Source organism: Hydrogenophaga defluvii (assembly GCF_042665235.1).
Taxonomy (GTDB): Bacteria; Pseudomonadota; Gammaproteobacteria; order Burkholderiales; family Burkholderiaceae_C; genus Hydrogenophaga; species Hydrogenophaga defluvii_A.
The window spans coordinates 1-12,269 of sequence record NZ_JBHTBZ010000006.1 but is presented as its reverse complement, the minus strand read 5'-3'; the positions used below and the strand labels follow the sequence as shown (position 1 = coordinate 12,269).

Genomic DNA, 12,269 nt, shown 5'->3' with positions numbered 1-12,269 from the left:
GCCACAAGGCGTGCGCCAGAAATGCGATTTTGTACCCACTCCGAGGCGGGTCCAAAGCCGTTACAAACATTTATTTTCCCGCATGAGCACCTTGCCTGCGCCCAGCGCTGCCCCAGAAACCCGATCCGGCCTGTGGCCAGCTGCGTTGTCAGATGGGCCGGATGGCGCGCCGTTGGCCGTGCTGGAAACCGATCTCAGCGAAGACTTGCGTTTTGTGCCCGGCCTGCTGACGGTGGACGCCACCCGCCTCAAGGCCTGGACGCGCGCCGCCGACGGCACGCCTCAGATGGAGAGTGACTGGCCGCTGGGTCGGGGACTGAGCCTGCGCCAGAGCGACCACGCCGGCGTGGGCCAGATCGAGTTGTTCAACCCGCAGGGCCGGCTGGCCGTGTGGCGCTACACCCTGGCACAGCAGATGGCGGCCACCCGACTGGTCAATCAGTTCGTGCTGGCGCAACAGGCGCTGGAAGAAGGCCGCGCGCCGCAACTGGTGCTGCAAGCCACCTGCCCACTGTGCAAGGCACCGCTGGACGCCGATCAGGACGACTGTCCCTCTTGCGCTCAAGAGAACACCACGCCACCCTCCACCTGGATGTTGCTGCGCCTGTGGCGCTTCGCCAAGCCCTACCAGGGGCAGTTGCTGGCCGGTTTCCTGCTGATGCTGGCCTCCACCGCCGCCACGCTGGTGCCGCCTTACCTCACGATGCCGCTGATCGACGAGGTGCTGATTCCGTATCAGAACGGTCAGCCGGTGGAGATGGCCTTGGTGGTGATGTATCTGAGTGGCTTGCTGGGTGCCGCGCTGCTGGCCTGGGGCCTGGGCTGGGCGAAAACCTACATCCTGGCCCTGGTGTCCGAGCGCATTGGTGCCGACCTTCGCACCACCACCTACGAACACCTGCTCAAGCTCTCACTCGAATACTTCGGCGGCCGGCGCACCGGCGACCTGATGGCGCGCATCGGCTCGGAAACCGACCGCATCAACGTTTTCCTTTCCTTGCACCTGCTCGATTTCGCCACCGACGTGTTGATGATCGGCATGACCACGGTCATCCTGTTCTCCATCAACCCCTGGTTGGCGCTGGCCACCTTGCTGCCGCTGCCCTTCATCGCATGGATGATCCACGTGGTGCGCGACAAGTTGCGCACCGGCTTCGAGAAGATCGACCGGGTGTGGTCCGAGGTCACCAGCGTGCTGGCCGACACCATCCCCGGCATCCGCGTGGTGAAAGCCTTTGCCCAGGAAAACCGCGAGGCCCAACGCTTTCGCGACGCCAACAAACACAACCTGGACGTCAACGACAAACTCAACCGCGTGTGGTCGTTGTTCGCACCCACGGTGTCGCTGCTGACCGAAATTGGCTTGTTGGTGGTCTGGGGTTTTGGCATCTGGCTGGTGGCGCACCAGTCCATCACCGTGGGCGTGTTGACCGCCTTCCTGGCCTACATCGGGCGTTTTTACAGCCGGCTTGATTCCATGAGCCGCATCGTCTCGGTGACGCAGAAGGCCGCCTCCGGCGCCAAGCGCATTTTCGACATCCTGGACCACGTCTCCAGCGTGCCCGAGCCGGTCAACCCGGTGCACCTGGACAAGGTGGATGGCCGCATACAGATCGAAGGCGCAGGCTTTCGCTACGGCAACCGCGCCGTGATTCGCGGCCTGGACCTGCACATCGCACCCGGTGAAATGGTGGGCCTGGTGGGCCACAGCGGCTCGGGCAAAAGCACCCTGGTCAACCTGATCTGCCGCTTCTACGACATCTCCGAAGGCGCCATCAAGATCGACGGCGTGGACATCCGCTCGCTGCCCGTGGCCGAGTACCGCAGCCACATCGGCCTGGTGCTGCAGGAACCCTTCCTGTTCTTCGGCACCATTGCCGACAACATCGCCTACGGCAAACCCGACGCCACGCGCGAGGAGATCGTCGCCGCCGCACGCGCCGCCCACGCCCACGAATTCATCCTGCGGCTGCCGCAGGGCTACGACTCGCTGGTGGGTGAACGTGGCCAGGGCCTGTCGGGCGGCGAGCGCCAGCGCATCAGCATCGCGCGCGCGCTGCTGATCAACCCGCGCATCCTCATCCTGGACGAAGCCACCTCATCCGTGGACACAGAGACCGAAAAAGAAATCCAGAAGGCGCTGGACAACCTCGTCAAGGGCCGCACCACCATCGCCATCGCCCACCGCCTGTCCACCCTGCGCAAGGCCGACCGCCTGGTGGTGATGGACCGGGGCCAGAAGGTGGAAGAGGGCAGCCACGACGAACTCATGGCGCGCGAAGGCGCCTATTACCGGCTCTACCAGGCACAGGCCCGGCAGGCCGAAACGTTGGAAGAAGGCGGGAGCGCCGAATGAACCTGCAACGCAACACCCAGGGCCGGCTGGTGCTGACCACCGCCGATGGCATGCAACATGAGGCCGTGGTGCCCGTGCGCGCCTACCCCATCAGCGCGCCCGACCGCATGATCAGCCTGGTGGGCGCCGACGGCCACGAACTGGCCTGGCTGGACACACTGGACCAGTTGGGCACCGAGGCCCGTGAACTGGTGGAAGAAGAACTGCGCCGCCGCGAGTTCATGCCCGAGATCAAACGCCTGTTTGGTGTGAGCAGCTTCGCCACGCCCAGCACCTGGGACATCGAGACCGACCGAGGCTGGGCTCAACTGCAGCTCAAGGGCGAGGAAGACATCCGCCGCATGGGCGGTGGTGTGATGCTGATCGCCGACGCCCATGGCGTGCAGTTCATGATCCGCGACGTGTCGGCGCTGGACCGGCACAGCCGGAAGTTGCTGGACCGGTTTTTGTGACGCGTTGCTGACTACTTGAGGTTGCCCGACAGAAACTGCCCCAGGCGCTCGCTTTTCGGCGCACTCAACACCTGGCGCGGGTGGCCCTGTTCTTCGATGCGGCCCTGATGCAAAAAGATGAGGTGGTTGGACACCTCGCGGGCAAAGCCCATTTCGTGGGTGACCACCACCATGGTGCGGCCTTGTTCGGCCAGCACCTGCATCACGCGCAGCACCTCACTCACCAGCTCGGGGTCCAGGGCGCTGGTGGGTTCATCGAACAACATCACCTCGGGCTCCACCGCCAGGGCGCGCGCAATGGCCACACGCTGCTGTTGGCCACCGCTCATGTGGGCGGGGTAGCGGTCGTCCACGTTTTTCAGACCCACCAGATCAAGGTATTTGCGCGCCGTGGCCACGGCTTGCTCGCGTGGCACGCCCAGCACGTGCACCGGCACTTCGATGATGTTCTGCAGCACCGTCATGTGGGCCCAGAGGTTGAAGTGTTGGAACACCATGGACAGCTTGGTGCGCAGCCGCTGCAACTGCGCCGGATCGGCCGCGTGCAACTCGCCGCTTTTGACCGGCTTGAGCTGCAGTTCTTCACCGGCCACCACGATGCGGCCCTGTTGCGGTTTTTCCAGCAGGTTGATGCAGCGCAGAAAGGTGCTCTTGCCGGAGCCGGAGCTGCCGATGATGCTGATCACGTCGCCCGCGTGGGCTTTCAGCGAGACGCCTTTGAGCACCTCGTGACCACCGTAGCTTTTATGGATGTCGTCAACCTGGAGTTTGAGGGTCTTGTCGTTCATGAAGGCGGCTCAGTTGCCCAGCAGGTTGCCGGTTCTGAAAGGGACGCTGCCGGCGATCTTGCCGATTTCCAGGCCAGTCTGGATGTAGCGGTGGAGGATGCGGGCGTAAAACACGCCGGCCGTGCCCGCGCGCACGGTGTGTACCGTGCCCAGGGTGGGGTCGATGATGTCGGCCACCGCATCGCCCACGGCCAGGTGCTGGCCCACGTCGGCCACGAACACCAGCACGCCGGGGCAGGGGGCCTTGAGGGTTTCCGAACCCGCCAGTGGCGTCGGCTCGCATCGCGGCGCCGGCATAGCAGGTGCCGTGCCGGCCACCACGCCCAGGTGCTGCAGGTAGGACCACAGGGCGGCGCTGTCCTGTTCGGCCAGCGGGTGGTACACGTCGGCTTCGCCGCGCAGCTCCACCGTGGTGCTGGCGCAGCCCACGGGCAGGGGCACATCGACTCCGGCCTGGCGCAGCAGCGCCGGCAACTGTGACCACAGACCGGAGAGTTGTTCGTCAAAGGGACCACCGTTGGTGGCGGCATCGGCCAGCAGCACGGCTTGTGACCCCAGGTAACGCGACAGCGGCTCCAACACCGGCCAGCAATGGCGCTCGGCGTAGAAGTGCATCACGGCTTCGCAATCACAGTGCAGGTCGATGACCACATCGGCGTCAAAGGCCAGTGAGGTGAGGGTGTGGCGCAGGCCTTGCAACTCGGTTTGGGGCTGCTGTTCGGCCAGCCAGCCGGCAACCGCCTCGCGCACCAGGGTCACGTTGCGTGCACCGTCCTGCGTCAGCTTGCCTCGCGTGCGCTCAAACGCCACCTGGGCCAGGTCGGGGTAATGGCGATTGAAGTTTTCCGAGCTGCTGAACTCGAAGCGGCCCATGGGCTTGTGATCCAGGCGCTGGGTCAAGCCAATGGGGTTGGCCACGGGCACCAGCACCACTTCGCCCCGGATCTGGCCTGCGTCTTCGGCCGCCAGCAGCTTCTGACGCAGGTGGTGGGCGGCCAGCATGCCGGGCAATTCCTCGGCGTGCAGGCTGGCCTGCAGGTAGACCTTGGGCCGCGCGCCTGGGGTGCCGAAGTGCAGGCTGGTGACGGTCTTTTGGCTGCCCAGGCTGGCGGCCGGCAGGGGGTGGTGTCGGATGTCCATGGTATCAGTGCTGGCGGGGCGCCAGGTGGGCCAGGTAGCGCTTTTCGGCCAGTTTGAAGCCACCCACCAGCACAAAGGTGATGCTCAGGTAGATGGCGGCGGCAAACAGGTAAGCCTCGAAAGGCAGGTAGAAGTCGGAGTAAATGCGGCTGGCGGCAGCGGTCACGTCCATCATGGCGGGCACGGTGCTGGCCAAGCTGGTGCTGTGCAGCATCATGACCACTTCGTTGCTGTAGGCCGGCAGGGTGCGGCGGATGGCGCTGGGCAGCACCACGCGGCGCAACACCTGCCAGCGCCCCATGCCCATGGCCTGTGCGGCTTCGATTTCACCGTGTGCGGTTTCGCGCATGGCGCCGGCGAGCATCTCGGCGGTGTAGCCGGCGGTGTTGAGACTGAAGGCCAGCAGGGCGCAGAAAAAAGGCTCTTTGAAGTGGGTCCAGGGCCAGACATCGTCCCAGCGCGCCTGCACCCATTCGAGCTGGGCCAGGCCGTAATAGATGAGGTAGACCTGAATCAGCAGCGGCGTGCCGCGTATGCAGTAGGTGTAGGCCCCCACCAGCCAGCGCACGGGAGCCGGACCATTGGTCAGGGCCAGCGCAAACACCAGCGCCAGCACCGCCCCCACCGCCAGCGACGAGCCCAACAACCACAGCGTGGTGACCACGCCTTCGCCGTACAGCGCCAGGTTGGCCGGCTCAAAAATCACGGCCCAGTTCATGACGTGGTGCTCCGCTTGACGCCCAGGCTGTAGCGCGCGTTGATGCGCTTGAGCACCCACAAGGATGCCGACGTGTAAATGAGGAACAAAGCTGCGGCAAACAGGAAAAAAGCAAACGGCTCGCGGGTCGCGGCGCTGGCCTGTTTGGACAGATAGGTCATCTCCTGCAGCCCGATCAGGCTCACCAGCGCGGTGGCCTTGATCAGCACCAGCCAGTTGTTGGTGAAGCCGGGCAGGGCGTAACGCACCATCTGCGGCAGGGTGATGCGAACAAAGGTTTGTGTGGGGCCCATGCCAAACGCCCAGGCCGCTTCCATCTGCCCCTTGGGGATGGACAGGATGGCGCCCCGGAAGGTTTCGGTCATGTAAGCGCCGTAGATGAAGCCAATGGTGAGCACGCCGGCCACAAAAGGGTTGATGTCGATGGACTCGCTGCTGCCCATGGCCTCCAGCAAGGTGTTCAGGCCAATGGTGCCGCCATAGAACACCAACAGCATCAACACCAGTTCGGGCACACCCCGCACCAGCGTGGTGTAAACGGTGGCCAGGGCCACCAGCGGCGGGCGACCCGAGAGCTTGGCGACCGCACCCAGCAGGCCCAGCACGATGGCCACCACCAGGGCCGCCAAAGACACGCCCACCGTGAGCGCAGCGCCTTGCAGGATGGAGAGGTAGTAGTCGCTCAAAGGGATGTCCGTTCGGTGGTCACGGTGGAATCAAACAGCACGGGGCGCGAATGCGCCCCGGTGGTGGTTGGCATCAGCCAAGGCGCGCCGTCAGTTGCCGTAGGGGTCGAAGCTGAAGTACTTCTTGCTGATGGTGGCGTAACGCGCATCACCCCGGATGGCCTTGATGGCGGCGTTCACGTCGGCCTTGAGTTTGTCCTGGCCCTTGCGCATGGCCACGCCCACGCCGTAGCCGAAGTACTTCACGTCGTACAGATCGGCACCCACAAAACCGTAACCCTTGCCTTCGGGCTTGCTCAGAAAGCCACCGTTGACCTCGACCTTGTCGGCCACCGTGCCGTCGAGGCGGCCGGACTTGATGTCCAGGTACACCTGGTCCTGTGCTTCGTAGGGCACCACGGTCACGCCGGCAGGCTTGAGCTCGCCCATGGCAAATTTCTCTTGTGTGCTGCCCTTGAGCACACCAATCTTCTTGCCCTTGAGCGAGGCCACGCCGGTGAACGGCGTGCCTTCCTTCACCACAATGCCGCTGGGTGTTTTGTAGTACTTGTCGCTGAAATCCACCACCTTTTTGCGGTCGTCGGTGATGGACATGGAGCTGATGATGACGTCGTACTTGCGCGCCTGCAGGCCGGGAATCATGCTGTCCCAGACCTGCTCGACGAAAACACACTTGCGCTTGAGCTGGTCGCAGATGGCCTGCGCGATATCGACGTCAAAGCCCGTGGGCTTGCCGTCGGCGGTCTTGAAAGTGAAGGGTTCGTAGGTGGGGTCGATGGCGACCTTGAGGTCTTGGGCCGATGCGGTGGCAGCGGTGGCGATCAGGCCCAGCGTGAGGAGCAGCTTTTTCATGAAAGTCCCTAAACAAAGGTTGGCAGACACCCGGCACACTGCCGAGATCTGCACAGACTTTGTATTTTAGGGGGCCGCTGAGGCGAGAGCGGTGCCAGCCGCTCGGTGTTTTCCTGGGGCCAATCGCTGCCAGCCAACACTGTCAACTGCCCAGCACCAGCCCAGGCAACCACAGCGACAGTGCCGGGATGTAGGTGACGGCCACCAGAACCAGCAACAAGGCGAAAAAGAACGGTGTGAGCGCCTTCACCACCTGTTCAATGGGCAGCTTTCCCACAGCACTGCCCACAAACAGCACGCCACCAACGGGGGGCGTGATCAGGCCTATGCCCAGATTCACCATCATGATCATGCCGAAATGCACCGGGTCGACGCCGATGAGCTTGACAACCGGCAGCAAGATGGGCGTGAGGATGAGGATGAGAGGCGCCATGTCCATGAGCGTGCCCAACACCAGCAGCAGCAGGTTGATCATGCCCAGGATCACATAGCGGTTGTCAGACAGGGTGGTGAGGAAGGTGGTGATCTTCAGCGGGATCTGCATCAGCGTCATGATGTAGCCGAAACTGGCGGCAAAGCCGATCAGGATCATCACGATGGCCAGCGTTTTGACCGTGCGGTGCACCAGTTTTGGGATCTCACGCCACTGGTAGTCGCGGTAGATGAACATGGTGACAAAAAAGGCCCACAACACCGCGACTGAGGCGGACTCGGTGGCTGTAAAAACGCCGCTGAGGATGCCGCCGAGGATGATCACCATGGTCATCAGGCCCCAGAGGGCATCGGCGCAGATGCGCAGCGCCTGGCGCATGGGAATGACCTCCCCCTTGGGAAAACCGCGCCTTTTTGCCGTGATGAGGCACAGCACCGCCAGCGTCAGGCCCATCAGCAAGCCAGGCAACACACCAGCCATGAACAGGGCCGCAATCGACACGGTGCCCCCGGCCGCCAGCGAGTAGATGACGGCGTTGTGGCTGGGTGGAATCAGAATCGCCTGGACCGAACCCGCCACGGTGACAGCGGTGGCAAAGTCGCGTGGATAGCCCTTTTTGCTCATCTCGGGGATCAACACGGAGCCGACCGAGGCCGTGTCGGCCATGGACGACCCGGAGATGGCCCCGAAGAAGGTGGATGCCAGGATGTTGACAAGGGACAAGCCGCCGCGGATGAATCCCACCAGCACATTGGCAAAGGCCACCAAACGCCGCGCCATGCCCCCCTCGGCCATGATGGCGCCAGCCAGTACGAAGAAGGGGATGGCCAACAGCGAAAATTTGTTGACCCCACTGCTGATGGCGATCATCACGGCGTCGAGGGGAATATCGATCCACCAGGCGCCGATCAGGGCAGACACGCCCAGGGCGTACGCCACGGGCATGCCGATAAGGATGAGCAGCAGAAAACTGCCAAGAAGTACAGCGGCTTCCATCATGCGTCTTTCGAGTCGGGAGTGGCGGTGGTATGGTCTGGCAGGGCGTCAAACAGAACCACCGGGCGATGTGCCTGGCTGCCAAACACCACATGCTCCAGCACAAACAGCAGGGTGATGAAGCCGCCCAAAGGCACGGGCAGATAGGCCGCGCCCACCGGCATCCACGGCAAGTCGGGGATGGTCTGCCCCCATGTGCCCATGCAGAGGCTGGTGCCATAAAACACCATGAAGGCGCTGATGCACAACATCAGGCCATGCACAACGCCGCGCAGCACGTGCTGAGCGCGCTCGGGCAGCCGGTCGGTCAACATGGCCACCGCAATGTGGGCGCCAGCGCGGTAGGCCACCGCCGCCCCGAAAAAGGTGAACACCACCATCAACAAGATGGAAACGGGTTCTGGCCATTGGGAACCCGTGCCCAACACATACCGCGCAAAGATGCCCCACGGAATGAACAGCGACATCAAAAAAATGCAACTGCCGGCCAGCCAAATGCAGGCGAGGTAGAGCCTGTCCAGGGCCCGGTGGATGGTGTTGTTCATGGTGTCGATCGAGGTGCAGCGCTGCGGATCGAGCGCTGTCGGACAGCCTGTGGCGAACAGGGCTCGCCAGGCAAAAGGGTTTACTGGACCGCTGCGATGCGCTGCATCAGCTCGCCAAACTTGGCGCCGTACTTGGTTCGCACGGGTGCGGTGGCATCAAAGAAGGGTTTGGTGTCGATCTGGATGAACTCGACACCAGCGGCCTTGAGCTTGCCCGTGTACTCCTCCACACTTTTGTCCCACAGCGCGCGCTGGTCCATTTGCGCTTCGCGGGCCACGCGTTTGACCAACGCCTTGTCCTGCGCAGACAGCTTGTCCCAGGTCACTTTTGACATCACCAGAATTTCCGGAATGATCAGATGGTTGGTCTGGGTGTAGTACTTCGCGCCCGTGGTGAAGTGGTTGCTGGTGAACATGCTGGGCGGGTTGTTCTCGGCGCCGTCGATCACGCCTGTCTGCAATGCGCTGAACACTTCGCCGTAAGCCATGGAGATGCCGTTGCCTCCCATGGCATTCATGGTGTCCACAAACAGTGGGTTGCCCATCATGCGCACCTTGACGCCCTTCAGGTCTGCGGGTGTGCGTACGGGCTTTTTGGTGTAGAGGCTTCGGGCGCCACCATCCATCCACCCCAGTGCCACCAAGCGGGCCTGGCTGGCACTGACCTTGTCCAGCAGATCGGTCCCCACTTGACCATCGATGACCTTGCGCATGTGGGCAATGTCGCGGAACACGAAGGGCATGTTGAACACATCGACTTCGGGTACCACAGGTCCGATCACGCCCAGCGAAATGCGGGCAAGCTGAATGGCGCCCAGTTGCGCCTGTTCCACAGCTTCCTTTTCCTGTCCAAGCACGGCACCTGGAAACATCTGAACCTTGATGCGGCCATTGGTCGCGGCGTCCAGTTTTTTACCCATGTTCTCCACTGCCACCACCGTGGGGTAGCCGGCGGGATGGGTGTCGTGTGCTTTCAGAACCATGTTCTGTGCGATGGCGGACAGGGGCAACAGGCCAGCGATGCCGAGCGCCAGACCAATGAGGGTTTTGCATGTGGTGGGCATAAAAAGTGTCTCCGTTTGTTGTGGGGGGGTTAGCAGGGGAGGGGAAATCGTGTGTCAGGGTCGAAAACGGGGTTCAGCCAGCCCTGTGACGCCAGGCCGCAGCGCAAACACCCCGCCGGCCGGCGGCTGATCGGACAGATCGACCCCATCGGGGCGGATCGATGTCACAAACAAGGTGTCCAGGTTGGTGCCGCCGAAGGCGCACATGGCAGGCTTTTTCACGGGCACGGCAAGCGAGCGATCCAACCGCCCTTCGGGCGTGAAGCGGTGCACCAGACCGGCGTCGTTGCCACAGATCCAGTAGCAGCCATCGGCATCCACAGCGGCGCCGTCAGGCCGGCCTGCAAGCGGCTTCATGTCAACAAACAGGCGCCGGTTGTGCGGTGTGCCCGTGTCCGTGTCGTAGTCGAAGGCCCAGATGGCTTGCACGCTGGGGTGCGAGTCCGACAGGTACATGGTCTCTCCGTCGGGGCTGAAGGCCAGGCCGTTGGGGGTGATGAATCCGTCGAGTTGCGCCAGCAAACCCGCCTCCGTGGTGTAGCGGTACAACACGCCCACCGACGCTGCCGCGGCCATGTCCATCAGCATGGTGCCCGCCCAGAAACGGCCTTGTCGGTCGCAGCGGCCATCGTTGAAGCGCATGCCATTCCGTGCGTGTGGTGCCGTTGCGAGGCGTTTCTCCGAGAGGCGTCCGTTGTCCTTTGGTTGCAACAAAAAGACGCCGGATGCCATGCCGGCCAACCAGGCGGTGCCATCTTCTGTGGGCGCCATACACGCCAGCGCCTCGGGGGCGTCGCGGTGGGACAGGGCGCCATTCGCCGCTTGCCAGCGCCATTGGCGGCCTGCGGGAATGTCGGTCCAGTACAGGGCCTGCTCGTTCGCCACCCACACCGGGCTTTCGCCGGTGGCGCAACGTGTGTCAGCAATCAGTTCCGCTTGCATAGGGTGCGACGCTCACTTCGACTCAAAAGGGCCCGCTGTGACGAAGGCACCGCCTTGGCAGACCGCTGCAGGGTCGCTCAGATCGGGCGGCGTGGTGCGTGCATACACGGCTTCGCGGAATGGGTCAGAGCTGTCTTGCGGGCGGTAGCCAATGTGTTTGGCGCTGCTGTTGTCCCACCACGTCACAGCGTTGTCGGAGACGCCATAAATGATGGCGTGGCCCAGCACCGGGGTGTCCAGACAGGCGCTGACCAGCCGATGCAGATCGCCGTGGCTGAGCCAGGTGGCCAACATGCGCCTGTCGCGCGGCTCGGGAAACGACGAGCCGATGCGCAGACACGCGGTTTCGATGCCATAGCGCTCAAAATAAAAGCGCGACAAATCCTCGCCAAAGGCTTTGCTCACACCATACAAACCGTCAGGCCGGGCAGGGTGGGCGGGCGTGATGGTGTCGCTTTGGCGGTAAAAACCCGTGACGTGGTTGGAGCTGGCAAACACCACACGGCGCACGCCGTGCTTGCGTGCCGCCTCGTACAGGTTGTAGACACCCACGATGTTGGCTTGCAGGATGGGCTCAAACGGCCCCTCCACCGAATAGCCGCCCAGGTGCACGATGGCGTTGACGCCGGCAACAGCCCGATCCACGGCAGCCGCGTCGCCCAAGTCAGCCTGCACGACTTCCTCGCGGTCCGCAGCCGCGCCCACGTCGTTGAGGTCCGACACACGCAGCACCTTGCAGTTGGCTTTGAGCCGCTCGCGCAGCACCTGGCCCAGCGCCCCAGCCGCGCCCGTGAGAAGAATTTTGTCGTGGATTTGCAATGTCATGGATACGTTATCGGTCATATGTTGTCAGACGACATGATTTTGTCGCAGCACCGTTTCGGATGTCAAGGCGAATTGCGCCAGACTGGTGGAATCCCTAGTGCGTTGGTAAGCAGCACACCGCACAGCCCACCGGGCAGCTCGTGCCGGAGCTGGAGTCTCAGCAGCTTGCAAGACGCATACGACACGCGAACGCGTGAAGAAACCCACAGTCGGACCGTGCGGACCGACAGCTGCAAAAACTTCGCTACGTCATCGTTCGTCCAGCCCACGCTGGCGTACATGCGGTGGAAGCGAAGGCCTGTTTTCATGCGGGTTTCGACCTCACAGTGGCCTTTGCTGGGCTTGCTCTTGATATTCCACGATGTATATTATGTTAATTGCTAAAGTTATAACGAGTAAGGATAGATCGCGCGAAGCCGCGATCTGATCCGTTTGTTGGACGAGCCCGGTTCCAGCACCGCCCGTTGCGGCA

The 12,269-nt window shown here is 63.0% G+C and carries 12 protein-coding genes; 2 read left to right on the top strand and 10 right to left on the bottom strand.

Features of this window, described 5'->3' with window-relative positions; genetic code table 11:
- Positions 1–82: 82 nt before the first annotated feature.
- Positions 83–2,356, top strand: coding sequence for a cyanophycin metabolism-associated ABC transporter (locus ACFQU0_RS02615; protein ID WP_382198564.1), 2,274 nt, complete (start codon positions 83–85; stop codon positions 2,354–2,356).
- Positions 2,353–2,808, top strand: a complete 456-nt coding sequence (locus tag ACFQU0_RS02610) for a cyanophycin metabolism-associated DUF1854 family protein (RefSeq protein ID WP_382198563.1) — start codon at positions 2,353–2,355, stop codon at positions 2,806–2,808. The genes ACFQU0_RS02615 and ACFQU0_RS02610 overlap by 4 nt, the downstream gene beginning before the upstream one ends.
- 11 nt (positions 2,809–2,819) lie before the next feature.
- Here ACFQU0_RS02610 and ACFQU0_RS02605 read toward each other — a convergent pair whose 3' ends face one another.
- From ACFQU0_RS02605 to ACFQU0_RS02560, 10 genes are all read right to left on the bottom strand, one after another.
- Complete coding sequence (locus ACFQU0_RS02605; RefSeq protein ID WP_382198562.1) at positions 2,820–3,596, bottom strand: ABC transporter ATP-binding protein; 777 nt, start codon at positions 3,594–3,596, stop codon at positions 2,820–2,822.
- A 9-nt stretch (positions 3,597–3,605) separates the two neighbouring features.
- Positions 3,606–4,736: a succinylglutamate desuccinylase/aspartoacylase family protein gene (locus ACFQU0_RS02600; protein ID WP_382198561.1), complete on the bottom strand. Its 1,131-nt coding sequence runs from the start codon at positions 4,734–4,736 to the stop codon at positions 3,606–3,608.
- A 4-nt stretch (positions 4,737–4,740) separates the two neighbouring features.
- Positions 4,741–5,454 carry an ABC transporter permease gene (locus tag ACFQU0_RS02595; RefSeq protein WP_382198560.1) on the bottom strand — a complete coding sequence of 238 codons (714 nt, stop codon included), beginning with the start codon at positions 5,452–5,454 and terminating at the stop codon, positions 4,741–4,743.
- On the bottom strand, positions 5,451–6,140 hold the full coding sequence (locus tag ACFQU0_RS02590) for an ABC transporter permease (protein ID WP_382198559.1): 690 nt from the start codon (positions 6,138–6,140) through the stop codon (positions 5,451–5,453). The genes ACFQU0_RS02595 and ACFQU0_RS02590 overlap by 4 nt, the downstream gene beginning before the upstream one ends.
- A 90-nt stretch (positions 6,141–6,230) precedes the next feature.
- A complete protein-coding gene (locus ACFQU0_RS02585) occupies positions 6,231–6,992 on the bottom strand; it encodes a lysine/arginine/ornithine ABC transporter substrate-binding protein (protein ID WP_382198558.1) in 762 nt (253 codons plus the stop codon).
- 142 nt (positions 6,993–7,134) lie between these two features.
- Positions 7,135–8,424, bottom strand: a complete 1,290-nt coding sequence (locus ACFQU0_RS02580; RefSeq protein ID WP_382198557.1) for a TRAP transporter large permease — start codon at positions 8,422–8,424, stop codon at positions 7,135–7,137.
- Entirely contained in the window at positions 8,421–8,966 is a 546-nt protein-coding gene (locus ACFQU0_RS02575; protein WP_382198556.1) for a TRAP transporter small permease, read from the bottom strand. Before ACFQU0_RS02575 ends, ACFQU0_RS02580 begins: the two co-directional genes overlap by 4 nt.
- A gap of 80 nt (positions 8,967–9,046) precedes the next feature.
- Complete coding sequence (locus tag ACFQU0_RS02570; RefSeq protein ID WP_382198555.1) at positions 9,047–10,030, bottom strand: TRAP transporter substrate-binding protein; 984 nt, start codon at positions 10,028–10,030, stop codon at positions 9,047–9,049.
- Positions 10,031–10,084: 54 nt separating this feature from the next.
- A complete protein-coding gene (locus ACFQU0_RS02565; RefSeq protein WP_382198554.1) occupies positions 10,085–10,972 on the bottom strand; it encodes an SMP-30/gluconolactonase/LRE family protein in 888 nt (295 codons plus the stop codon).
- Between the two features lie 12 nt (positions 10,973–10,984).
- Positions 10,985–11,797 (bottom strand): NAD-dependent epimerase/dehydratase family protein, encoded by an 813-nt coding sequence (locus ACFQU0_RS02560; RefSeq protein WP_382198553.1) that lies wholly within the window; start codon positions 11,795–11,797, stop codon positions 10,985–10,987.
- Positions 11,798–12,269 lie beyond the last annotated feature (472 nt).